General features: G+C 71.1%; 17 protein-coding genes. 14 read left to right on the top strand and 3 right to left on the bottom strand.

Annotated elements, in window-relative coordinates:
• Nucleotides 1–15 precede the first annotated feature (15 nt).
• Complete coding sequence (locus GFH48_RS34540) at nucleotides 16–1032, top strand: hypothetical protein (protein ID WP_153292003.1); 1017 nt, start codon at nucleotides 16–18, stop codon at nucleotides 1030–1032.
• A 438-nt stretch (nucleotides 1033–1470) separates the two neighbouring features.
• Here GFH48_RS34540 and GFH48_RS34535 read toward each other — a convergent pair whose 3' ends face one another.
• Nucleotides 1471–2538 (bottom strand): CU044_5270 family protein, encoded by a 1068-nt coding sequence (locus tag GFH48_RS34535; protein ID WP_153292002.1) that lies wholly within the window; start codon nucleotides 2536–2538, stop codon nucleotides 1471–1473.
• Nucleotides 2535–3161: an RNA polymerase sigma factor gene (locus tag GFH48_RS34530; RefSeq protein ID WP_228121093.1), complete on the bottom strand. Its 627-nt coding sequence runs from the start codon at nucleotides 3159–3161 to the stop codon at nucleotides 2535–2537. Before GFH48_RS34530 ends, GFH48_RS34535 begins: the two co-directional genes overlap by 4 nt.
• A 382-nt stretch (nucleotides 3162–3543) precedes the next feature.
• Between GFH48_RS34530 and GFH48_RS34525 the strand changes: the two genes are divergently transcribed.
• The 4 genes from GFH48_RS34525 (at nucleotide 3544) to GFH48_RS34510 (ending at nucleotide 8921) form a co-directional block, all read left to right on the top strand.
• Nucleotides 3544–4131 carry a SigE family RNA polymerase sigma factor gene (locus tag GFH48_RS34525; protein WP_153292000.1) on the top strand — a complete coding sequence of 196 codons (588 nt, stop codon included), beginning with the start codon at nucleotides 3544–3546 and terminating at the stop codon, nucleotides 4129–4131.
• Nucleotides 4128–4628: a hypothetical protein gene (locus tag GFH48_RS34520; protein ID WP_153291999.1), complete on the top strand. Its 501-nt coding sequence runs from the start codon at nucleotides 4128–4130 to the stop codon at nucleotides 4626–4628. Before GFH48_RS34525 ends, GFH48_RS34520 begins: the two co-directional genes overlap by 4 nt.
• 669 nt (nucleotides 4629–5297) lie before the next feature.
• Nucleotides 5298–7460, top strand: coding sequence for a SpoIIE family protein phosphatase (locus tag GFH48_RS34515; protein ID WP_194280754.1), 2163 nt, complete (start codon nucleotides 5298–5300; stop codon nucleotides 7458–7460).
• A gap of 255 nt (nucleotides 7461–7715) precedes the next feature.
• Complete coding sequence (locus GFH48_RS34510) at nucleotides 7716–8921, top strand: VanZ family protein (protein ID WP_153291997.1); 1206 nt, start codon at nucleotides 7716–7718, stop codon at nucleotides 8919–8921.
• 89 nt (nucleotides 8922–9010) lie between these two features.
• Here the strand turns inward: GFH48_RS34510 and GFH48_RS34505 are convergent, their stop codons facing one another.
• Nucleotides 9011–9301: a Smr/MutS family protein gene (locus GFH48_RS34505; RefSeq protein WP_228121091.1), complete on the bottom strand. Its 291-nt coding sequence runs from the start codon at nucleotides 9299–9301 to the stop codon at nucleotides 9011–9013.
• A 926-nt stretch (nucleotides 9302–10227) separates the two neighbouring features.
• On the opposite strand from GFH48_RS34505, the gene GFH48_RS34500 reads away from it, so the two are divergent.
• From GFH48_RS34500 to GFH48_RS34460, 9 genes are all read left to right on the top strand, one after another.
• Nucleotides 10228–11706 (top strand): sugar transferase, encoded by a 1479-nt coding sequence (locus GFH48_RS34500; protein WP_153291996.1) that lies wholly within the window; start codon nucleotides 10228–10230, stop codon nucleotides 11704–11706.
• 73 nt (nucleotides 11707–11779) lie between these two features.
• A complete protein-coding gene (locus tag GFH48_RS34495; RefSeq protein ID WP_153291995.1) occupies nucleotides 11780–13099 on the top strand; it encodes a nucleotide sugar dehydrogenase in 1320 nt (439 codons plus the stop codon).
• Nucleotides 13089–14354, top strand: a complete 1266-nt coding sequence (locus GFH48_RS34490) for a glycosyltransferase family 4 protein (protein ID WP_153291994.1) — start codon at nucleotides 13089–13091, stop codon at nucleotides 14352–14354. Before GFH48_RS34495 ends, GFH48_RS34490 begins: the two co-directional genes overlap by 11 nt.
• Nucleotides 14351–15766, top strand: a complete 1416-nt coding sequence (locus tag GFH48_RS34485; RefSeq protein WP_153291993.1) for a Wzz/FepE/Etk N-terminal domain-containing protein — start codon at nucleotides 14351–14353, stop codon at nucleotides 15764–15766. The genes GFH48_RS34490 and GFH48_RS34485 overlap by 4 nt, the downstream gene beginning before the upstream one ends.
• A complete protein-coding gene (locus tag GFH48_RS34480; RefSeq protein WP_153291992.1) occupies nucleotides 15763–17283 on the top strand; it encodes a Wzz/FepE/Etk N-terminal domain-containing protein in 1521 nt (506 codons plus the stop codon). Before GFH48_RS34485 ends, GFH48_RS34480 begins: the two co-directional genes overlap by 4 nt.
• Before the next feature lie 2 nt (nucleotides 17284–17285).
• A complete protein-coding gene (gene asnB / locus GFH48_RS34475; protein WP_153291991.1) occupies nucleotides 17286–19220 on the top strand; it encodes an asparagine synthase (glutamine-hydrolyzing) in 1935 nt (644 codons plus the stop codon).
• Nucleotides 19221–19248: 28 nt separating this feature from the next.
• The gene (locus GFH48_RS34470; RefSeq protein WP_153291990.1) at nucleotides 19249–21462 is read left to right on the top strand and encodes a bi-domain-containing oxidoreductase; all 2214 of its coding nucleotides are present in this window, start codon (nucleotides 19249–19251) and stop codon (nucleotides 21460–21462) included.
• A complete protein-coding gene (locus GFH48_RS34465; protein ID WP_153291989.1) occupies nucleotides 21459–23420 on the top strand; it encodes an alginate lyase family protein in 1962 nt (653 codons plus the stop codon). The genes GFH48_RS34470 and GFH48_RS34465 overlap by 4 nt, the downstream gene beginning before the upstream one ends.
• Nucleotides 23421–23429: 9 nt before the next feature.
• Entirely contained in the window at nucleotides 23430–24947 is a 1518-nt protein-coding gene (locus GFH48_RS34460; protein WP_153291988.1) for a right-handed parallel beta-helix repeat-containing protein, read from the top strand.
• Nucleotide 24948 lies beyond the last annotated feature (1 nt).

Genomic DNA, 24948 nt, shown 5'->3' with positions numbered 1-24948 from the left:
GATCCAGGAGCAGCCATGAGCCTCAAGTGTCTGGGAGCCGTCCGGGGCCGAATGCCACTCGTCGTCCTCACCACCAGCGCCCTCGCACTCGCACTCGGGGGCGCGATGCCGGATTCCTCCAGCGCGGCGGCGGACGGGAAGCCCCGCTGCATCTCCACGCCGCGTGCCTACCGGGCCGCATGGGAGGCGCGGCAGGTCAGGTGCGTCTCGCCGTCGCTGTTCGGGACTACGCACGCCCGCGGCAGCGCGTCGCCGTACCCCAGCGGCTTCTGGTACGCGTGGGCGGGCTCCAGCACCAACCTCGAGCGCTACCTGGAGCTGCGCAGGACGTACGGTGACACCCCACCGAAGGTCGGCATCGGCGTCCTGTCGTACGTCGGCTATCCGGGCCTCAACACCTGGGACACTCCCACTGACCTTGCCGTTTACACCCTCCCCCGAGGCGTACGGGCTCAGGTGCCGGCTTTCGAGACATGGTTCCGGCTGCTCGACGAGGAGTTCGGCAGCACGGCGGCGTACCCTCTCGCGGCCCAGACCCAGCTTGCCTACAAGTATTCCCGGCTCGGCCCGCGCCAGGACGCCGTCGACGCGTTCCAGGCGGTGACCGGCTGCCGCCGGAACGCCTTGCTCAACGGGGAGGAGGTCTCGGCGAAGATCGGGTGCAACGCGGCGTTTCTCGGGGCACTGGCGGCCGCCGGCCCCTCTCCCTACGCCACGGGCGAGTCGAAGTCGTGCTTCCGGAACTTCGCGGCGCGGTATCGGGGTCCCAAGAACGCCGCCGCACTGCGCGGCGCGCTGTACCAGTGTCAGGACGCCGGGTTCCTCAACACCGGTGTCGGACTCGGATACAACACCTACGCCAATCCCTTCGTCTGCAAGCCGGCCCGCGAGCAGTCGGTGCTCCAGAAGTACACCGGCAGGGAGTTCATCCTCCCCAACACGGCGTTCGCCAGGCTCCCGAGCCACACCGACATCGAACTGGAACTGGGAAAGCCCTCCCAGCGACGCTTCCTGAACAGCGGCTACTGCTGAAAAAGGTCACCACCGGTCCAGCGCGCGCCGCGGATCGGCCCGGGTCCAGAACTCGCGCGGCGCTCGTCGAAACCCCCCGCCCCGCTGAAGGAAGGACTCGGTGGGGCAAAGGAGTAGCCCCGGCCGTCTTCGAAGGTTCTCGTCGGCAGGGCTCGCCCCCTCTCCGTCGACGTCGAACTCCCGCCGTGCCTCCTCCAGCGGCCGGTCCCCCGCTCGTGGCGGGCGGGGGTTCCTCCCGTCGCGGCAAGAAGGTCGCGGACCGGCCGGCCTGTCGGTCGCGTTCCCGAACGCTGCCCTGGTCCAGGTCGGCGAGCTCGTGGCGCCCTGTCGGACACAGTCGCCTCTTCCCGAACCTGCCTGTGTTGGCTGCGGTGGGGAGATGGGTCCGCCCGGCTGCTGAGTGATGGTCAGAGGCCGGGCGGTGGGGTGGTGTGGGGGTCAGGCGCGGGTGTCTGTGGGGAGGTCGCCCATCGTGTTGACGACGGCGCGGGAGAGGACGGCGCTGGTGCCGGTGAGCATGCCGGCCTTGCCTTCGGGGGTGTCCTTGATGAGGTAGCTGCGCTCGCCGAGGAACAGGTGGGTGTTGTGGTCGAAGATGTATTCGGTGCGTTCGCCGTTGGAGACGTGGGCGATGGCTTCGCCGTGGCGGCCGGCGGCGTCGGTGGCGTCCTTGACGAGGACGACGCCGGGGATCTTCGCGGCGGCCCGCCAGATCGCGGAGGCCACGTCTCCGGGGACGATCGACTCGGAGACGGTCTCGCCGATCCAGTTGAACGCGGCCGTGTCCTTGCCGGGGGCCTGGCCGCGGGTGGCGGTGTAGATCTGCTTCAGCAGGGTGTCGGGGTCGGTGGACAGGGAGGCGATCTGGGGGACGGTGCCGGGCCGCGTGGACTGCGAGGCGGCGTCGGGGTCGACCACGCCGGTGCCGCTGTTGTGGATGGTGATGTTCTGGCCGCCCTCGTGGATGAGGCCGTTCCTGGAGGGGTCGGCGGCCAGCCAGACTTCGCGCTGGTGGACGGCGTCGAGTTTGGCGGGGCCGCCGATGGTGCGCTGTTTGATCTGGTGGGTGAAGCCGACCTTGCTCTTGACGTAGATGAACTGGTGGGCGCCGACGGCCGGGGTCTTCTGCCTGCTCGCCGCGTTTGCGACCTGGCTGAGGAAGGCGGTGGCGCCGTGGGCGGAGGCGGGCTGGACGGTGATGACCGATGCCATGGCCACACTGTCATCAGCGGGCCCGGTGCCGGAGCCGGAGTCGGTGACGCTGACCGTGACGGCCGCGGCGACCGCCAGGGCCGCGGCCGGTGCGGCGATCAGGCTCCAGCGCGGCATGCGGTGCTTCGGGGCGGGAGAGGGCCGCGTCTGCGCGCCGGTCCGGGTGACTTCCTGCATCAGGTATTCCTCGAGACGTCGGGACCGGGCGGGAGAGAGACCTGGTGTGCCGGGGCGCGGCAGCAGGTGGGACAGCTCCAGGCGCTCGACCTCGTCACCATGCTTCGGAGCGTTCATCGGGCTTTCTCCTGTATCGACCGGACCGCGGGTGTGCGGTCGCCCTGTATCTGTCGGACGGGTGCGGGGGGTTCCGCTCTTTTTTGCGCGCGACGTAGTTCTTGCTCGGTCAGTCTGAGCAGACGGGCCCGTGCGCGTGACAGGCGGGAGCGGACGGTGCCCAGGGGGATGCCCAGTGCTTCGGCGGCCGCGGTGTAGCTGAGGTCGGACCAGACGCACAGCATGAACACGTCGCGGTCCGGGCGGCGCAGTCTGGCCACCGCTGCCCGGGCGGCCGCGAGTCTTTCGCTGTCGTCGATGCGTTCGGCGACCTCGTCGGCGAAATCCGGGACGGTCTGCGGTGTGGGGAAGCGGGCCAGGGTCTGCTGGTGTCTGCGTGCCGCGCGGCCGCGGTTGCGCAGGACGTTGGTGGCGATGCCGTAGACCCAGGGGCGGACGCTCTCGTCACCCGTTTCCAGGCGCTCGCGCAGCCGCCACACTTCCAGGAACGTCAGCGACACCGCGTCCTCGGCCGCCGACCAGTCGCCCGTGGCGCGGTAGGCGTGCGCGTAGATCGCCTGGCCCAGATCCTGGTACAGCTGGCGGAAGGCTTCTGGATCGCCGGCTCGCAGACGAGCTCGCAAGGATTGCTTCACGCAGGTACTTGTCAGCTGCACCGGGCCAGTTCCCGTGAGGTGGGTCACTGCGACGAGCCGGGATGGTGGCCTCGGGTGTCGCAGCCCGGTATCGACCACCCGTTCCACACTCGCTCTGGATCGAGGGGCTCGCGGCCCTGATCGCCCCGGGGCACGGCGTGGGCGATGCCGCATCGTCCTGGACCGGCTCCCGCACTCCCCGGCCCGCGCGTCGAGCGCGGCCTGCTGACCGAGATGGCAGCCACGATCACCATCACCCCGGCACCGCGCCCCCCAGCAAGCCCCACACTGTGACCCAGGTCTCACGATCTGCGTGCAGCACATGAGACCGGTTTCCCGTCGAGGAGGGGTGACAGGAAGGGAGGGGTGAGTGGATCTGGCAACCAAGCGCGAAGTCCGCACCGTAGGCGACGAGTTCGGGCCGGCGGAGACGGGGACGGAGACGGCACATGAGTTTCACGGCTTCGTCGTCGCCCGGTCGGCCGTACTGTTCCGCGGGGCCCTCGTCTTGACGGGAAACCGCGAGGCGGCGGAGGACCTGGTCCAGGAGACCCTGGAGCGGGCCTGCCGCAAGTGGCGCACCATAGCCGCCAAGGACGCACCGGACGCCTATGTCCGGCGGATCATGGTGAACCTGGCCAACGACCGGTGGCGGAGGTTCCGCCGCACGGTCCCGCACCAGGACGGCGGCGACCGTGCCGCCCCCGGGGACCAGTACGGGCAGGTGGACACGAGGGACCAGTTGGTCCGGGCCCTGCAGGGTCTACCCCGGCGCATGCGGACGGTCGTGGTACTGCGGTACTTCCACGACCTGTCGGACGACGAGATCGCGGCCGACCTGAGGATCTCACCGAGCACCGTGCGGTCCCAGCTCGCTCGCGGCATCGACAAGCTCAGAGGCCAGTTCCCCGCACTCTCCGCCCCTTCACCGCAGCAGCCCACGGAAGGAACCCGATGAGTTCACACGGTTCGCGGCCTTCCGGCTGCACACCCTTCGAACAGGAACTGGTGAACGCCATGAACGACTTCGCGAACACGGCCGAGACGCCGTATTTCGACACGGCCGCCATCGAGCGCGGGGCCCGCCGCAAGCGGGCCACCTCCATCGCGGGCATCGCCGCCGCTCTTCTCGTGGTCGGCACGGGCACCGCCCTGGCCGCCGGCGCCGTCGGCGGCGCTTCGCACACCCCGCGGCCGACCGCCGCGGCCACCACCTCCGCCAAGAGCACCACCGTGCTGTACGGCTCGAGGAACGGCACCACCGTCACCGTCCCGCTGACGGGGCTGAAATCGATGGGCGCCAGGGCGGCGCTCGTCAGGCTCCACCTCACACCCAGCTTCAGCCGGACCCCGGTGGCCGGCTGCGAGCAGTCCACGGTCGTCGCGGTCTCACCGCACGCCCCGGCGGTCGTCCACGCGGGCGACACCATCCACGTGACCGTCTGCGCCGGCTGACCTCCGCCGATCCGGCCTGACAGAGCCGGACCGACAGGACAAGAAGCAGGACAAGAAGGTGGTGGCCCCGTCGGAACCGGGGCCACCACCCCGCGCATTCCACCACGCCTTCTGGAGAGCGCGCGAGGCCGCACGGCGAAGTACCCGAGTCGCCCTCGGCCGTCTCGTCGCCGCGGTCGGATCGACCGTGACGGATCGCCCGGCGGACGACGTGATCGCCGTAACGGTCAACGATCCGCCGCCCACGACGGCCGCCTTCCGCCGGACTCGACGCGCGAGACGCCCCCGCCTCGTCGCCCTGGCCGACCTGCTCGGGCGGCCCTGATCCCGCCCCGGGAATCGCACACCTTCCATGACCCGACGGCGACACGACGGGTGAACCGCGACCGCGTCTCGGGCCTCGCCCGGTGGCACCCCTGCGATCACCCCTTTGCACATTTGAACCATTATGTGGAATTTATTCGCTTGTGCGGTGCAATGGGCGCGAACAGTCCAGGTGCGGCCTCACTATGGAAGGGGCGCGTGTAAGCGATCCGGGAGCGGAGGTGGGGTGCGATGCCGAGCGATGCGCTGCTCGTGCGAATCGCCGACGACGGACGGATCCTCCGATGCTCCGCACACGCCGGGGCACTGCTCGGCCGCTCCCCCTCGGATGTGGAAGGCCGCACCGTGGCCACACTGTTCCAAGGGCACAGCGGCGCCGACGAGGACCCGACCCCACTGACCGCCCTGGGACCGGTGTCCCTACGACCGGTGCTCGACGGCACCTCGCTGACCTGGGAGGTCCGGGATGCCGAGGCGGCCGGCCCGGGCGGCTGGGACCTGGCGGTCCTGGAGACACTGTTCACCCACGCTCCGGTCGACCTGTACGTCCTGGACAGCGCCCTGCGCATCGTCCGCTGCCGGGAGGATGCCCGTCGCGACAGCACCGCGACGACCGGCCGGGACTTCTTCACCACGCTTGACCTCATCGACCCCGCGGAGGAGCGGACGCTGGCACTCCAGGTGCTCACCGATGGAGCGACAGCGCTGCATCGCACCGTGCGCGCCGCGCCGCGCAGCGGCATCCACCGCACGACGGTGTACTCCATGTCGTACGTGCGCCTGGAAGGTACGGACGGCGAAGTGCTCGGGCTGGTCGTCTCCGCGCTCGACGTGACCGATCGAGAACAGGCGCTGCAGCGGCTGCGACTGCTGGAGGAGGTGCGCGCCACCGTCGGCACCCGGCTCGAAGTCACCGCGGTGTGCGAGGAGTTCGCCGACGCGGTCGTACCGGCGTTCACGGGGATCGTGGTCGTCGAGGTCATCGAGGACGTCATCCGGGGCGAGGAACCCCCGCTGGTCCCCGTCAGCCACGACGTGCCGTTGCGGCGCGTGGCCTTCAGAGGCGTTGTATCGGCACGCCCGGTGAACGACGTACACCGGCTGCCTGACGGCACGCCGTTCTCCCGTGTGCTCGACGATCTGCGGCCCCGGCTCGTCGCCGTGACCGAGGACAGCTCCTGGCTCTCAGCCGACCCGGCTCGGGCGAGCGCGATCGCACAGTCGGAGGCGCACTGCCTGATCGTCGCTCCGCTCACCGTGCGGGGCCAGGCCCTCGGCGTCGTCAGCTTCTACCGGCACCGGCACGAGGACCCCTTCGACGAGGACGACATCGCGCTGGCCTCCGACGTATGCGCGTACACCGCGCACTGCATCGACAACGCCCGGCGCTACACACGCGAGCGAACCATCGCCTCGACCGTCAAGCGCCGCCTGTTGCCGCAGCGGGCATCCGCGCTGTCCACGGTGGACGTGGCCGCCATGCACATCACCGGGCCGGGCGGCGGCGGCGCCTGGTACGACGTCATCGAACTCGCGGGCGGGCGCAGCGCGTTGATCCTCGGTGACGTCTCCGGGCGAGGGATCACCACCGCCACCACCATGGGCCAGCTCCGCACGGTCATCCACGCCTTGGCCGCGCTGGACCTGGAGCCGGACGAACTGATGGCGCGGCTCAGCGACACCGCCGGACGGCTCGCCAGGGAGCGGGCCGCACTGCCCACCGGGGACCCCCTGAACCAGGAACCCCTCACCGCCGGCTGTCTGATCGTGGTCTACGACGCGGTCGACCACACATGCGTCCTCGTCCGCGCCGGCCTGTCCGAACCGTATCTGGTCCGGCCCGGAAGCGACGGAGAGATCGTTTGCGCGCCGTGCGGCCCGGTCCTGGCCGGACCCGACCCGGCCCCGTTTCCGGCCACGGAGTTCCCGATGCCTCCCGGCAGCATCCTCGCGATCGGCAACGAGGACCTGCCGACGTCGTCGACGGACCTCCAGGAACTGCTGCGGGCAGGTCAGCGGGATCCGCTGGACGAAGTATGCGACTCGCTCGCCTACGCGCTGCGCGATCGCCACGAGACGGAGAAGCTCGTTCTGCTGGCGCGGGTGCGGGGACTGCCCGCCGACCAGGTACTCACGGTGCAGCTGGGCGAGGACCTGGCGGCGGTGCCCGCCGCGCGTGCGGCCGCCCGTGAGCAAATGGCGGTGTGGGGGGTGGGCGCGGACGACACTTTCACCACGGAGCTGATCGTCAGCGAACTGGTCGGCAACGCGGTCCGCTACGGCGCCCCGCCGTACCGGCTGCGACTCATCCGCAACGAACGGCTGACCTGCGAGGTGCGCGACACCGGGCAGAGCCTCCCCCGTCTGAAGCATGCGCGCACGGTCGACGAGGGCGGGCGGGGCCTGTTCATCGTCGCGACCGTCGCGGAGAACTGGGGTATCCGCTATCACCCGGACGGCAAGACCGTGTGGGCGCAGCAGAGGCCGGGCGCGGCGGAGTCGGCGTAGACGGCCGCGCACGTGGCCGCACCACAGCCCGCGAGGCGTCCCGTCGGCCGTTGCCGCCGCCGAGGATCGTGGCGGCGCGCCCGCACGCCGTTGGCGCGACAGCGCTGGCCGTCCCCGGGACCGGACGCCCGGGGCCGGCCAGCTCCCGCCTCGCAGCCGTCCGCGGCCCGGACCCGTCCGACGACTCGCGCCCGCCTGGCGCTGTTACCACTTGGTCATGAGTCGAGCCAGGGGCCATGACATGCGGGAGCCAGGGTGATCTCCGACGCGCCCGATCGCGCGCTGTCGACCGATCCCCTCGCGCTGTCGAAAGGCACGGCCTTGTTCGCTCTCGTCTTCGGAGGACACCGGCTCTACCTCCTCCTCACCGCCCTGGTCTCCACGGCGGTGCTGGGCGGCGTCGCGTTCGCCCTGCGTGGCCGTTCGGACCGGCCCTGGACCTACGCGGCGTGGGCGGCCACCACGACGGCCACCCTGTTCCTGACACTCTGGTTCAGACCCGTCGGTACGGGCGCGGTGAAGTGCACCGTGAGCAAGGACGTGTGGGAGTCGTTCGGGACGACGCAGGGCTGGATGAACGTCGCCCTGTTCGTGCCCATCGGCTTCCTCGGCGTCCGTGCGGCCCGGCGTCCGGTGCCGCCGCTGCTGCTGTCCGTCCTCCTGGCGTGCGCGATCGAGACCTGCCAAGCCTGCCTTCCCGTCATCGGCCGTTACTGCGACACCAGTGACTTCACCACCAACGTCGCGGGCGCCGTCGTGGGCGCGGGCGTCGGGGTCCTGTCCCTCCGCCTCGCCGGTTCACGGCTGTCGCCCTGGCCCACGCGTCACCGCGGGCTCCAGGCCGTGACCGGGGTGGGATTCCTGGCCGTCACCGTCGTGCTCACGTCCGTCGTCGACATGCGGGTCGTCGACCACGCCGAGCCGAGCCGACCGGCTTCCGCGGAACAGCGGGCGGTGATCGAACAGGCCGTCCGCAAGGCGCTGGGCGACGACGTGCGGATCGGCCGCGTCCGCGACAACACGCCGTGCGGGGTCGACGGGATGAACGAGGAGGTGTGGGCGGAGCTGGAACCGAGCGGGGTCGCCTTCATGAGCTGGCCGGACCCGGACCGGGTCCGCGTCGACGTATCGACGGGGCCCAGCACCGAGACCGCAGCGGCCGGGACACCCATCCCGGGCTCCACCGGGCCGGTGCACGACGCGGCCGCCGCCGAGCGGGCCGCGGGCCGGTACGTGGCCGTGCGCTACCCCACCGCCGACACGAAGCGGCCCGTGGTGGACCGTGCCGACGACGGCACGGACGGGACGTGGACCGCGACGTACCCCTACCGTGACGACCGCCTGCGGGCCGTGACGTCGCTTCAGGTGACGGTGAACCGGGCCGGACGCCTCCTCGGCGTCCGCCTGGCCGCGACCGCCGGCGCCGGCCCGGACACGAAGTCCGGCGCGTCCTGCGGCTGACGATCAGGACGCGGTGGTCCTCGGGGAACTCCACGCACGCCGGAGTGTTCCTCGGCCCGGCGCAACGGCGTCCCGCCGCGGGAGAGGGCTCAGGGGCGTGGCGCGAAGTGGACCAGGATTCGGCCCGTGTTCGCCGTGTCGATCTCCACGCGGTCGTACAGCTTCCTGATGTGCTTCTGGCCGAGGAACGCGAGGACGCGCCCCTTGAGCTGTCCCGTGCCCTTCCCGTGAATGATCTGCACGACGGGCTCCCCTGTGCGTTTCGCCTGGAAGACGATCTGCCGCAGCGAGAGTTCGATGTCGCGGTTGTTCCGGAAGATCGGGTGCAAATCCAATGTCAGCAAGGTGCTGCCTCCCGCCGCCGTCAGCTGTGACGACACGGTCCGAGTCTGTCATGCGACACCCCGCGAAGGCCCCGACCCGGGTGAGTCCGAACGCATCGCACCGGGTTCGGACCGGTCGACTCCACCCGTCCACGCATCCCGTACTCCTCTCATCCGGGAGCGAAGATCAACGGGCGTACAAAGATGGTGCGTTGGAGTCGCGGAGATGTCACCACGGGCGCCGGAACGGGCTGTTGATCTTGCCGGCGTCACATCCGACGGGTGCGCCGCCGCCGAAGCCGACGGCCGACCCGGTCAAAATGCACACCTCGCTGTCCGGATCGGTCACCCGGCCGCCCCGGTCCCCGACCATGGCGCTCCGCGGTGACGAACAGTGGACGCTTTAGCCGAACTCGACGTCACAGCAGGGCAGTTGGAGGTTGACCATCCGTTTCGCACGGAAGCCGCGCTCGGGGCCTGGTGAGCCGCCGGAGCGTGCGGTGGCGTGAAGACGACTGTAGGCAGTCACCGTTCGGTGTATCCAGCCTCAAGTCTTGAGCACAAATTACACACATCCCTCTCTTCATACTGGCCCCGATGGTCTAGATTGACCGTGCTTCAGCTGTTCGAAGACGAGGCGACCAGTAATGATCTTTAGGTCCGGCGCTACGGGAAGCCAGCAGTCGCGTCCCCGGCGCCAGACGTGGGGGTGATCGGTTCTTGGAGCCCGGGAGGGGGCCTTGGGTGCGGGGAGCACCCGGGGTTCCGATGGTTCCCGCGCACCTCGACAGTTCGGCAGGACTTCCAAGTCTCCTGCCGTCAGGGGGAGTTGTTCATACGGCTCTGAAATAGCCGGCATGTCATGCGGAAGGCGGGGGCCTTCCGCGGGGGGAGCAGCGCGGCGCGGGGGGCGGGGGCCTCCCGGGTGCGAGGAACAGTGTGTGAGGCGAACATGTCCAACCACTGGGAACCTGGGGGGTTCTGTGCGGCAAGGGGGACTAGTCAGCCCGTTTCCGTCGGCGCGCGAGCGTCTGACGAACGGGACAATCAGCCAGCCCGCGATCGAGTGGGAGATGCGGTACCGCCGTGCCGTGATCATCAGCGACACCGTGGCCACCGCGCTCGTGGTGGCGGGGATCGGCAACTTCTTCGGGGCCCGGGACGCGGCCAACTGGCATGAGAAGTGGGGAATTCTCGCGTTCGGCACCGAGCTGCTGGTGCTGGGGGCGCTCGCGGTGGGCCGGTCGTGGGCTCCGGCCGTGCTGGGCCAGGGTGCCGAGGAGTTCCGTCGGCTCGGACGCTCGCTGTTCGCGGCGACCGTCGTGCTGGCGCTCGGCGGAATCGCCCTCACTTCACGCAACATCAAGCTCTGGATCTTCGTCGCGATCCCCGCGATCGCGCTCATCACCATGCCGGCGCGGTATCTGCTGCGCCTGTGGCTGCACAAACAGCGGAAAGAAGGACGGTGCCTGAGACCGGTGCTCGCTGCCGGAAGCCTGGCCACCGTGCGCGACCTGATCACCCGAACCCGTAAGTTCCCGCACCTCGGCTGGCGTGTGGACGCCGTGTGCACCACGGACGGTCTCGGGGCCGAGGGTGACCAACTCGACGGAGTCCGGGTCGTCGGCCGCCTGGCGGACGTCGCGAGCCACGTCCGCCGCGACGGCTACCGTGTCGTCGCGGTCACACCGGACCCGCACTGGTCACCCGACCGGCTGCAACGGCTGGCCTGGAACCTCGAAGGCAGCGACGCCGAGATGATCGTGGCCCCCGTGCTGATGGAGGTGGCCGGTCCGCGGCTGCACGTCGACGCGGTGCTCGGGATCCCGCTGCTGCGGGTCAGCATGCCGACCTTCACCGGGGGCCGCCGCGCGGTCAAGGGGGTCGTCGACCGGATGGGCGCGGTGATCCTGCTGCTGCTGTTCGCTCCGCTGATGACGATCGTCGCGCTGCTCGTGCTGATGGACAGCCGGGGTGGGGCGTTCTACCGCCAGCGCAGGGTCGGCAAGAACGGCCGCGAGTTCACCATTCTCAAGTTCCGCACCATGGTCGCCGGAGCCGACGGGGCGCGTGCCGAGCTGGCCGACCGCAACGAGGGTGCCGGCCTGCTGTTCAAGCTCCGCCGGGACCCACGGGTGACCCGGCTGGGAGCGGTGCTCCGCCGGTACTCGATCGACGAACTCCCGCAGCTCTTCAACGTACTCACCGGATCGATGTCGCTCGTCGGTCCGCGGCCCCCGTTACCGGAGGAGTCCGCCGCGTACGGCCCGGACATCCGGCGACGGCTGCTGGTCAAGCCCGGACTCACCGGCCTGTGGCAGATCAGCGGACGCAGTGACCTGTCGTGGGATGAGGCGGTTCGACTGGACCTGCGGTACGTGGAGGACTGGTCGCTCGCCCTGGACACAGTGATCTTGTGGAAGACGCTGCGTGCGGTGCTCTACGCGCAGGGGGCCTACTGATGCGCGGGGATCGCCGTCCGACCGGCGTACGGACCGCAGGCCGCGAGGGCCTGCGCGGGGGGAGGAACGGGTCATGAGGGTCAGCGTTTTCGGGCTCGGCTACGTGGGCTGCGTGTCGGCCGCGTGCCTGGCCAGCATGGGGCACGAGGTCGTCGGGGTGGACGTGAACCAGGTGAAGGTCGACCTGGTCAACGACGGCAAGGCCCCGGTGGTCGAGGAGCGGATCGGCGAGGTCATCGCCGAGGTCGTAAGGACCGGAGCGTTGCGCGCCACCGGTGACGTCCGCGAGGCGATCATGGACAGCGAGGTGTCCCTGGTCTGCGTGGGCACCCCGTCGGAGCCCAACGGCAGCCTGTGCACCACGTACTTGGAGCGGGTCACCGAGGAGATCGGCGCCGCGCTGGCCGAGCGGGGCGGGCGGCACACCGTCGTGTTCCGCAGCACCATGCTCCCGGGCACCTGTCTGAACCTGCTGGTACCGATCCTGGAGAAGTACGTCGGCGGCACGGCCGGCGTGGACATCGGGGTCGCGGTCAACCCGGAGTTCCTGCGCGAGGGCACGAGCGTGCGGGACTTCTTCGACCCGCCCAAGACCGTCATCGGCGAGCTCGACGCGGCAAGCGGCGACGCGGTCATGGCACTGTACGAGGGGTTGCCCGGCGAGGTGTTCCGGGTGCCGGTCCCGACGGCCGAGGCGATCAAGTACGCGGACAACGCGTTCCACGGTCTCAAGATCGGCTTCGCGAACGAACTGGGCGCGGTGTGCCAGGCGCTCGGGGTGGACTCGCACCAGGTGATGGACGTGTTCCTGGCCGACCGCAAGCTGAACATCAGCCCCGCCTACCTGCGGCCGGGCTTCGCCTTCGGTGGCTCCTGCCTGCCCAAGGACCTGCGCAGCCTGGTCTACGCGGCGAAACGGGCCGACGTCTCGGTGCCCATCCTCTCCCACGTGCTGCCCTCCAACTCCGACCATCTGCAACGGGCGGTGGAGTTGGTCGAGCGCACCGGCAAGCGCCGGGTGGGACTGTTCGGGCTGTCCTTCAAACCGGGCACCGACGACCTCCGCGAGAGCCCGCTCGTCGAACTGGCGGAGCGGCTCTTCGGCAGGGGGTACGACCTGCGGATCCACGACGCCAACGTGAGCCTCTCCCGGCTGCTCGGCGCGAACCGCGAGTACATCGAGACCCGGCTGCCGCACCTCGCGCAACTCCTCGCGGATTCCGTCGACGAGGTGCTCGAGCACGCCGAAGTATGCCTGGTCGGAACCAGGGATCCGGCCGTGCTGTCGGCGCTGCCCCACGGCGGCGACGGCCCGGTGATCATCGACCTCATCCACCTTCCCGACGCCGATACGCGCCGGACCGAACCGGGGTACATGGGCCTTGCTTGGTGAAACGACCAGCGGCGACCGGGCAGACCGGCGTGCGCTGATCCTGGTGGAGAACCTGTCGGTGCCGTTCGACCGACGGGTGTGGCAGGAGTGCACGACGCTGCGCGACGCGGGCTGGGAGGTACACGTCATCTGCCCGCGCGGAAGCAAGCGGGACACGGAGCCGGAGGCCGTGATCGACGGGGTGCGGATACACCGCTACCCGTTGCGCGCGGCCACCGGCGGGCCGGCCGGCTACCTGCGGGAGTACGGCTCGGCGTTGTGGCACACGGTCCGGCTGGCCCGGAAGGTCGGTCCGGTCGACGTGGTCCACGCCTGCAACCCGCCCGACCTGCTGTTCCTGCCGGCCCTGTGGATGAAGCGGCGCGGAGCGCGGTTCGTCTTCGACCAGCACGACCTGGTACCCGAGCTGTACCTCTCCCGGTTCGACCGCGGCAAGGACATGCTCTACCGCGCCGTGTGCGCGCTGGAGCGGCGGACCTACCGGGCCGCGGACGTCGTGCTCGCCACGAACGAGAGCTACCGGGACGTCGCGGTGCGCCGCGGCGGCCGGCGGCCGGAGGACGTCTTCGTGGTGCGCAGCGCGCCCGACATCGAACGGTTCCACCCCGTACCACCCGAACCGGAGCTGAAGCGTGGCAAGCCTCATCTGCTGTGTTATCTCGGGGTCATGGGCCCGCAGGACGGCGTCGACTACGCCTTGCGGGCCCTCGCGAAGCTCCGCGACGAGCTGGGGCGCACCGACTGGCACGCGGTGTTCGTCGGCGCCGGCGACACCTTCGACGCGATGGTGGAGCTGTCCGGGCGGCTCGGCCTCTCGGAGCACGTGCAGTTCACCGGGCGCATTCCGGACGCGGATCTCGTGCGCTACCTGTCCACCGCCGACGTGTGCCTCTCCCCCGACCCGCACAATCCGCTCAACGACGTGTCGACCATGAACAAGGTCCTGGAGTACATGGTGATGGGCCGGCCGGTCGTCTCGTTCGACCTCCGGGAGGCGCGAGTCTCCGCCGGTGACGCCGCCGTCTACGCGCCCGCCAACGACGAGGCCGAGTTCGCCCGGCTCATCGCGCTGCTGCTGGACGATCCGGAGAAACGGGCCCTGATGGGCAAGATCGGCCAGGAGCGGATCGGCGGGCAGCTCTCCTGGCGCAACTCCCAGCGATCGCTGCTCGCCGCCTACGCCGCAGCCTGCCGTGACGACGCTCCGGCGTCGGCGGGCGACCAGGACCGCGCAGGGACGAGGCCGCACAGTTGAACGACGACACGATACGCCTGGTCACGATCGGGCGGATTATCCGCCGGCGCTGGCGGCTCCTCACCCTTCTCGCCGTGGTGGGCGCGCTCGTCGGCTACGGCACCTCCCTGCTGTTTCCGCCGCGCTACACGACCTCGGCATCGGTACTGCTGCCGGGGGCGTGGGAGGAGCGCGAGCTGCTGACCCAGGCGGAGATCGCGACCAGCTCGGTGGTGGTCAACCGCGCGGCCACCACGCTCGGCTGGGCCGGGGTCAGCGCTGGTGATCTGCGGGACCAGGTGAGCGCCAAGGCCACCGACGGGAACATCATCAAGATCTCGGGCACGGCCGAAACCCCGGAGCGCGCGCAGCAACTCTCCGACCAGGTGGCCCAGCAGTTCGTCAACTTCGCCGCGCGGATCGTCGACGACAACACCGACCCCGAAGCGGCGGCGCAGCTCGAGGCGTTGCAGCAGATGGTGGTGCAGACCAGCCGCCGTATCACCGAACTGGCCGACGCGGCCGATCCGGGGCAGACGGTGGAGAGCGTGCAGACGCGCACCGAGCTCGAGAAGCTGCGCACCTCGCTGCAGGAGGCCATCACCAAGCTGGACCAGGCCGACCCGACCGCCAACAAGGCCAACATGGTCGTCATGGGGCCGGCGGCCCGGCCGGCCGGCGAGGCACCGCCGACGAGGACGCAGCTCATCGTCGCCGGGGCACTGCTGTTCTTCCTGCTCGCGGTCATCGGCCATCTCACCGCCGCTCGGATGAGTCGCCGGCTGCGCACCCACCCGGAGATCGCCGCGGCGCTGGGCTCGGCGCTTCTGGGTACCGTCGAGGTACCCGGCGAACGGCGTGAGTCCCGCGCCGGTGGCCGTGGCCCGCGGGCCCGGATCCGCCGGCTGCTGGGTACCGACGTCCGGTGGGACATACCGACCCCGCGGAGGTCCGGCGACGAGGCCGGCCGGCAGATCCGCTACCGGCGGGTGTGCGCCCGTCTCCGGGACGAGATACCGGCCCCCCGCCGGCTGCTGGTCGTCGTCCCCGACGGTGACGAGGTCGCCCGCCGGGCCGCCGGGCAGCTCGTCGCCGAGGCCGGGAACGATCCTTCCCCGGGTTCTCCGAACGGGGAACACCCCATGCTGCGGGTGGTCGGGGTCTCGGTGTCCCGGCCGATGGTGCCGGACGGCGACCACGAGTCCGGCGCCCTGGTGGTGCTCAGCGCGGGCAACTGGACCGCGGGCGAGCTCGCCGGCATCGCCGAGGCCTGTGCGGACGCCAAGCACGAGGTCGTCGGCATCGTTCTCGCCGGCACGGTCCGGGCCCGTTCGACCCGGACCGCCGGAGGTCCTCGGGATGCCGGCCGTCCCCGGGACACCGCCGCGCCGATGCTCGCGGTCGGCCACGACGCAACGGGAGGTTCAAGGTGACGACGAGTACATCTTCGGAGTCGCCGGCGGCCGCTCCGCTGCTCGACCTGCACGCGCTGGTGGTGGCGGTGCGCAGACGGCGCCGTCTCTGGTGCTCCATGGCGGTACTGGGGCTGCTCGCCGGCACGGCGCTCGCGGTCCTGCTGCCGGAGCCGCCGACCGCGGTGACCAAGGTGCTGGTCGCGCATCAGGAGGACCAGCCGAACGACCCCGGAACGCTGATCCGCACCGATGTCGCGCTGCTGCAGACCACGCGGATCGCCGACAAGGCCCTGCGGTCCCTCGACTCCCCGGTGAAACCCGAGGACTTCATGCGGGACTACACGGGTGTCGGCCTGACCAACAACCTGCTGCAGATCACCGTGACAGCCGACAGTGACGCGGAGGCGGTGACCCGCGCCAAGGCGCTGGCCGACGCGTTCGTCGCGGACCATGTGCGGCGGATCCAGGACGCCGCGAACGCCGAGTCCAAGGCCCTGCTCGACCAGCGTGACCGCATGCAGACCGAACTCGCCCAGGTCAACAAGTCGATCGGGAGCGGATCGCCGGACAGCGGGCCGAAGGCGTCGGCGGACCTGGAGTCGCTCTTCGCCCGCCGGGCCGAACTCACTTCCCGGATCACCGACTTCAGTCAGCGCGCCGCGGAAGCACGCGTCGGCACGCCCCAGCTCGTCGCCGGCACGCAGATCGTGGACGCCCCGCGCGCCGTGCGGCACTCCCTGCCCAGGACCGCCGCCACCAACGGCGTGATCGGGCTCGTCCTCGGGCTGGTCCTCGGGCTCGCGGTGGCCGCGCTCGGCACCGTGGTGGCGGACCGCCCCGTGCTGCGCCGGGAGATCGCGGCGAACCTCGGTGCCTCGATCATCGCCGAGCTGCCCCGCCGGCCGCGCAGGCTGTGGCGGCGCCGCCGGATCCGGGTCGCACGCGAACGGCTCACCGCGTCCCTGGCCCGCACCGTGCGCAACTCCGCGGAACCGGTGTCCCTGCTGGAACTGGGCTGCGCGCGCGGCGCGAGCGTGATCGCCCTGGATCTCGCCGTGGCACTGGCGGCGGACGGGCCGGTCGTCGTCATCGACGGTCTGCCGGGCCGGCAGCTCGCGGGCCGCCGCCAGAAGCCGGGAGACCCGACCGTGGTCGGCGGCGAGCGTGCCGCGACCCTCTCCCATCAGGACCTGCGGCTCGGCGTCGGCTCGGTGTCGCCCGGCACGGCGTGGACCGATCTCCAGTACCTCGGCACGCAGACCGTGCTCGTCGTGCGTGCCGGGCACGGCAGCGCCGCATGGCTGCACACCGTGGCCCGACAACTCGCTGACCAGCGCATTCCGGTGATCGGTGTGGTGCTGATCGACCCCGATCCGCGTGACCGGACCGACGGCACGCTGTGGGACGGGCTGCACACCGCGCTGCGCGGCCAGATCGAGCGGCTGGCCCGGCAGCACGGGACGGGCCCGCGGCGGACGGAGCGGCTGCCGATGTGGGCGGCGCGCGTCCCGGACAGCGACCAGGAGGCGCGTTAGACATGTGTGGCGTCGCAGGCACCTACCGATGGCCGGACGGCAAGGCCGTGGCCGACCGGCTCACCGACACCCTCGCCCACCGAGGTCCGGACGGGGCAGGACGGTACAGCCATCCAGTCGGTGACGGCGAAGTGCACCTCGGGCACCGCCGGCTGGCCATCGTCGACCTGTCCGAGACCGGCGCCCAGCCGATGGTCTCGGACGGCCTCGTCCTGACGTACAACGGGGAGCTGTACAACGCGCCCGACCTGCGTGCCGAGTTGGCGGCCGCCGGGGTGCGCTTCCGCGGGACCTCCGACACCGAGGTGCTGCTGGAGGCCTGGCGGCGCTGGGGCACGGACTGCCTGCCCCGGCTGCGCGGCATGTTCGCGTTCGGGATCTTCGACGAGCGAACCGGTGAACTGGTCCTCGCCCGCGACCAGCTCGGCATCAAGCCGCTGTTCATGCTCCGGCGCGGTGAGGGTCTGGTGTTCGCCTCCGAGCTCAAGGCGCTCGCCGCCGTGACCGGTGGGTCGCTGGAGGTGGACCACGCGGCGCTGGTGGCCTCGCTGCTGTACTACTGGGTGCCGGACTCGCGCTGCGCGTTCCGCGAGGCGGAGAAGCTGCCGCCGGGGAGCTGGCTCCGCTGCCGGCCCGACGGCTCGGTGGAGCGCGGCCGTTACTGGCACCTGAGGGACGTCGCCGCGGAGGGCCGGGAGCGGATCCGCAGCGGCGAGCAGCCTGATCTGGCCGCCATCGTCGAGGAGTCGACCCGGCGGCACATGCTCTCCGACGTGCCCGTGGCGACCTTCCTCTCGGGCGGTCTCGACTCCAGCTACCTGACCGCGCTCGCGGCCCGTCACCAACCCGGGATCTCCGCCTACACGATCGGGTTCCGCGCCGAGGACGCCAAGTTCGAGGCGATGCCCGACGACCTGCGCTACGCCCGGCAGGTGGCCGAGCAGTTCGGCGTCGACCTGCACGAGATCGAGATCGCCCCGAACGTGCTCGACCTGCTGCCGCGGATGACGTACGACCTGGACGAGCCGATCGGCGACCCCGCCGCGATCAACACGTTCCTGATCTGCTCGGCCGCCCGGGAGGCCGGGGTCAAGGTGATGCTCTCGGGGATGGGCGCCGACGAGCTGTTCGCCGGATACCGCAAGCACCTGGCCAACCTGATGGCGCTGCGCTACCAGCGCGTCCCCCGGCCCCTGCGGCGCGGCCTGTCCAGGGCCGTGGACCGGCTTCCGGTCGCCACGGCCCGCCGGGGGTACCGGTCGGTGCGTTTCGCGAAGCGGTTCCTGTCCTTCGCCGATCTGCCGGAGGAGACCGCGTTCCGGCGCAGCTACACCATGTACGACCGGGAGGAGTTGCTCGCCCTGGTCGACCCGGACCTGGCCGGCACGGTCGACGACGTGCTGACCGAGCACGCGGACGTCTACCAGGACAACGAATTGGACGACTTCGTCAACCGCATGTGCCTGGGCGACGCCCGGATGTTCCTGCCGGGCCTGAACCTCGCCTACACGGACCGGTCGAGCATGGCCGCGTCGACCGAGGTGCGGGTGCCGTACGTGGACGTCGAGGTGGTCAGGGCGGCGTTCGCCGTGCCCGGCGATCGCAAGATCGTCGGACGGCAGGGCAAGGCCGTCCTCAAGGAGGCGGCCGCCTCGGTCCTGCCCCGGGAGATCGTGTACCGGCCCAAGGGTCTGTTCAGCGCCCCGCTGCGCGCCTGGATGAGCCGGGATCTGGCGCCGCTGGTGCGCGAGGTGGTGAACGACGGCGTGCTCGTGAACTCCGGGTTCCTGCGCCGTGACGCGCTGGCGCGCATGGTCGCCGCGGACGCGGCCGGGCAGCAGGACTTCTCCAAGCATCTGTGGCACGTGCTGACCCTCGAGTACTGGTACCGCGACGCGATCTCCGGGTCCGGCCAGAACGCTCGCTCGGCGGCGTAGAACACCGCGTAGAAACAAGGGGACTTCGGTGAAGCAGGTTGTTCAGAACTACAAGAGCGGCGAGCTGGCGGTGCTCGACGTGCCGGTACCGGGATGCAAGCCGGGCGGTGTGCTGGTCCGCAGCGCGTACTCGCTGATCTCCACCGGGACCGAGCTCATGAAGGTGTCCGAGGCCGGCATGTCGATGGTGGGCAAGGCCCGCTCCCGGCCGGACCAGGTGGCCAAGGTCATGCAGAGCGTGGCCACCAACGGGGTGCCCGCCACCTATCGCAAGGTGATGGGCAAGCTGGACTCCTACACGCCGCTGGGCTACTCGCTGTGCGGGGTGGTCGAGCAGGTCGGCTCCGGGATCGACGACGTGAAGGTCGGCGACCTCGTGGCCTGCGCCGGCAACGAGCACGCCTTGCACGCCGAGTTGAACTGGGTGCCGAAGAACCTGTACACCCCGGTACCGGACGGACTCGCGCCCCGGCACGCGGCCTTCGGCACCGTCGGGTCGATCGCGATGCAGGGTGTGCGTCAAGGCGAGCCGCAGCTCGGCGAGGTGGCGCTGGTCATCGGCCTCGGGCTGATCGGGCAGCTCGTCGTGCAGCTGCTCTCCGCCGCGGGAGTCCGCGTCGTCGGGGCCGACCCCGACCCGGCGCGCTGCGAGCTCGCCGAGAGCGTGGGCGCGGCGGCCTGCGGCGATCCCGCGTCCGCGGCCGTGGAAGCCGCCGTCGCCGAACTCACCGGCGGTCATGGCGTGGACCAGGTGTACCTGGCCGCCGGCGGCGGCAGCAACCAGCCGGTCGAGCTGGCCGCGCGGCTCTGCCGGGACCGCGGCCGGGTCGTCGACATCGGCAAGTGCCGTCTGGACCTGCCGTGGAACGCGTACTACGAGAAGGAGCTCGACGTCCGGTTCTCGCGCTCGTACGGCCCCGGGCGCTACGACCCCGCGTACGAGCTCGAAGGCCGGGACTACCCGATCGGATACGTGCGCTGGACCGAGCGCCGCAACCTGGCCTGCTTCCTCGACCTTCTCGCCCGCGGCCGCGTCGACGTGGAGCCCCTGATCTCCCACGTCGCCGACTTCGACGACGCCGTCGAGACGTACCGGAGCCTGAAGGACGGCGACCTCAAGGCCGTGGCCGTGCTGTTCCGGTACCCCGAGCAGAAGGAGGAAGCGGAGGATGCGGGGGGAGCCGAGGCCCCGGTCGTGGCCGTGCCCGCGGTGCGACGCGGCGGCGGTGCGTCCGCCCCGGCCCGGTCCGCCGACGCTCCGGTGCGGCTGGCGTTCGTCGGCGCGGGGAACTACGCGACGTCGATGCTGCTGCCGCACCTGGCGCAGCGCGACGGCGTCGAGTTGTCCACGGTCGTCACCACGACGGCGCTCTCCGCGGCCAACGCGAAGCGGAAGTTCGGCTTCGCCGGCGCGACCACCGATCTCGACGCCGTGCTCGGTGACAAGTCCGTCGACGCGGTGTTCGTCGTCACCCGGCACAGTTCGCACGCCGAACTGACCCGCCGCGCGCTGCTGGCCGGCAAGGCGGTGTTCGTGGAGAAGCCGTTGGCGCTCACCGAGGACGAGCTGGCCGGCGTGCTCGCGGCGGTCGAGGAATCCGGCAACGACCGCTTGCAGGTGGGCTTCAACCGCCGGTTCGCGCCGCTGTTGCAGGAGGCCAGGACGCGGTTCGGCGCCCGGACCGGTCCGGCGAGCCTGCGCTACCTGGTCAACGCGGGCCGGCTCCAGCAGGGCAGCTGGTACCTCCAACAGGGCACCGAGGGTTCGCGGTTCGCCGGCGAGGGCGGACACTTCATCGACACGGCGAGCTGGCTGCTGGACGCCGACCCGGTGTCGGTGTACGCGGTCGCCCCGTCCGGCAACGAGGACCTGCAGGTCGTGCTGCACTACCCGGACGGGTCCACCGCCGCCATCAGCTACGTCACCACCGGCGCGCCCAGCTTCCCCAAGGAGACGCTGGACCTCGTCGCGGACGGCAAGGTGCTGCGGCTCGACGACTTCGTCCGTGCCTCGCTGTATTTCGACGGCAGGGCCGGCCGTAAGCGGTGGGTCAGTTCGCGGCTCCCCAAGGCCCGGGACAAGGGCCAGTCCGCCGAACTCGCCGCGTTCGTCAGGGCCGTGCGGACCGGCGGGCCGATGCCGGTGCCGCTGGAGTCGCTGGTCGCCACCACGGCCGCCACCCTCGCCGTACGGGCCGGCCTCGCGGGCGGCGTCCCGGTGACGCTGGCGAGTGCTCGATGACCATGAGCGCGGGCTGGTACCTGCGTCGGCTGTCCCGGATGGGACCGCGCGAGGTCGGCGGCCGGGTGGGCGACGCGGTGCGCAGACGGCGGTGGCGGTCGGCGCTGCCGGACGGCCCGAGCGTGACCGGTGCCCGGTTCACCGCCGTGCTGCCCGCGGGGACGATCGACGCGGTGCCGCCGGACGCCGCGAAACGTCTCGTCGCCGAGGCGGACCGGCTGCTGGCCGGACACGCCGAGTACTTCGGGGTGGACCGCGACGACCTGGCCGACCCGGACTGGTTCTACGACCCGAAGACCGGACGCCGGGCCCCGGAGGGCTACGCCTTCGACGTTCCGTACCGCGACGAGGACGCGGTCGGGGACATCAAGCAGATCTGGGAACCGTCCCGGCATCAGCACCTCACCGTGCTCGCGGCCGCCTACGCGATCACCGGCGACGAGCGGTACGCCCAGCGGGTGGCCGAACACCTGCGGTCGTGGTGGTCGGCCAATCCGCCGCTGCGCTCGGTGCACTGGACCAGCGGCATCGAGCTGGGGATCCGGCTGCTGTCCTGGGTGTGGATCCGCCGGCTGCTCGACGGCTGGCCGGGCGCGGCCGGACTGTTCGAGGACAACCCGGTGGCGCTCCGGCAGATCTGGCACCACCAGCGCTGGCTGGCGGCCTTCCCCAGCCGGGGTTCGTCGGCGAACAACCACGTCATCGCCGAGGCCGCCGGGCAGTTCGCCGCGGCCTGCGCCTTCGGGTGGTTCCCGTCCTCGGCGCGTTGGCGGGCCGACGCGCTGCGGTCGCTGGAGCGGCATCTGCGGGGCAACACCTTCGGCTCCGGCCTCAACCGCGAACTGGCCACCGAGTATCACGGACTGGTGCTGGAGCTCGGCCTGGCCGCGGTGGCCGAGGCGGACGCCGCCGGCGTGCCGGTCCCCGCGTCGGTCCATCTGGTGCTGCTGCGGATGACCGACGCGCTCGCGGCCGTCGTGGACAACCGGCTGCGGCCGCCGCGCCAGGGCGACGCGGACGACGGACACGGTCTGATCGTGGACGGCGCGGGCACCGACCGCTGGGCCTCGCTGCTGGCCACCGGGGACGCCGTGTTCGGCCGGCTCGACTGGTGGCCGGCGGTGACCGGCACCGATGTGCGCACCCCGCTGCTGGCCGCGCTCATCCGCTCGTACCCGCACAGCGGAACCGCGCCGTCCCGCCCGGCCGGCCGGCCCGCTCATTTCGCCGACGCGGGCATGACCGTCCTGCGTGGTCCCGCGGAGATCTGGTGCCGCTGCGACGGTGGTCCGCACGGGTTCCTGTCCATCGCCGCGCATGCCCACGCGGACGCGCTGTCCGTGGAGGTCCGGCACGACGGGGTCGACGTGCTCGCCGACCCGGGGACGTACTGCTACCACGGGCAGCCCGCGTGGCGGCAGTACTTCCGTTCGACCCTCGGTCACAACACCCTGCAACTGGACGGCGGTGACCAGTCCGTCTCCGGCGGGCCGTTCCTGTGGACCCGGCACGCCCGCAGCCGCGTCCTGGTCGCGGAGCCGTCCGACGCCTCCGCGGGGGGCACGGCCCGCTGGTGCGCCGAGCACGACGGCTACCAGCGCTCCGTGCACCGCCGCCGGGTGGAGCTGACGGCCGCGAGCCGGGAGCTGAGAGTGGTCGACGAGGTGCGCGGCCCGCGCCGGGCCGTGCGCCTGGCGTTCCACCTCGGCCCGGCGATCGCCGCCGATCTGGTGGACGACCGGGCGGTGCTCACCTGGACGAGGGACGGCGAGGACCGCTCCGCGGCGCTCGACCTGCCGGGGCAGTTGACCTGGCGGGCGCATCGCGGCGAGAGCGACCCACCGCTCGGCTGGTACTCCGCGGGCTTCGGGCGCAAGGAACCCACCACCACGCTGGTCGGCACCGGGGTCGCCGACAGCACGGCGGAGTTCACCACCGTACTCACGTTCCACGGCTAGGAAGGACGCTTGGTGATCAAGTCGCGGCACTGGGCGTTGCCGGCGGCGCTGCTGGCACTGACCCTGCCGGCGGCGACCGGCTGCGAGAGCACGCCGGGCGCGCGGCCGAAGCCGACCTCCGCGCCGACCGCACCCGTGGCACGGGTGTGCGCCAGGCCCGCGACCGGGCCGGCGAAGGCACCGGCGGGCGCGGTGACGGTCGACCCCGCGGTCGCCGGTGACCTGGCCGCGAAGACCGAGAACAGCCCCCCGGGCACCACGTTCTGGCTTCGGCCGGGCAAGCACCGGCTGGAGGCGGACCGTTTCGCCCAGGTCATCCCCAAGAAGGGGGACACCTACCTCGGCGCGCCGGGCGCGGTGCTCGACGGCCGGAAGACCAACCAGTACGCGTTCGGCGGCAGCGCCCGCGACGTCACCATCCGCTATCTGACCGTCCAGGGTTTCGTCGCGCCGCGCGACGAGGGCGTGGTCAACCATGACTCGGCCGACGGGTGGGTGATCGAGCACGCGACGATCCAGAACAACTCCGGCGCCGGGCTGATGGCCGGTGTCCGCCAGCAGGTCCGCGCCAACTGCCTGCGCGACAACGGCCAGTACGGCATGAACGCGTACAAGGACACCGGTCTCAGCGGCCTGGTGGTCGAGGGCAACGAGATCGTGGGCAACAACACCGGCGACTGGGAGCGGCGGCGGCCGGGCTGCGGCTGCACCGGGGGCGTCAAGTTCTGGGCCGTCGACGGCGCCGACGTACGGGGCAACTGGGTGCATGACAACCGCGGAACCGGGCTGTGGGCGGACACCAACAACAACGACTTCCTCATCGAGGACAACGTGCTCGAGGACAACGACGGTGCCGCTCTGATCTACGAGACCAGCTACAACGCGATCATCCGCAAGAACACGATCCGGCGGAACAACTGGGTCGAGGGCCGCAAGTACGCCGACCGGGGCGACAACTTCCCGTTCGCCACGATCTACTTGTCCGAGTCCGGCGGCGAACCGCGGGTCCACGCCCGCACCGACAAGATCGACATCTACCGGAACGTGCTGGAGGACAACTGGTCCGGGATCACCCTGTGGGAGAACGCCGACCGGTTCTGCAACAGCCCGGCCAACACCTCCTCCGGCGACTGTACGTTGCTGGTGAAGAAGACCGCGCGCTGCGCGGAGCCGGCGATCGCGACCGCGCCGCTCTACGCAGACTGCCGGTGGAAGACCCAGCGGGTGGACATCCACGGCAACCGCTTCGTGCTGGACAAGTCCGTCGTCGACTGCACGGTGAAGTGCGACCGCATGGCGGTGCTGGCCAACTACGGCACCTATCCGGACTGGTCGCCCTATCAGGGCGAGCGGGTGGCCGAGGCGATCACCGGCAAGCAGCACAACCGCTGGCACGACAACGTCTACGTCGGACCGTGGAAATTCGTCGCCCACGATCCGAGCCGCGTGCTCGACTCCGGGCAGTGGCAGGGCGCGCCCTACACGCAGGACGCGGGCAGCACCTTCCGCGTACAGGACGGTGGTTGAG

The organism is Streptomyces fagopyri (assembly GCF_009498275.1).
Classification (GTDB): Bacteria; Actinomycetota; Actinomycetes; order Streptomycetales; family Streptomycetaceae; genus Streptomyces; species Streptomyces fagopyri.
Note: the sequence above shows the minus strand (reverse complement) of the source record. Positions and strands in the feature narration are given on the sequence as shown.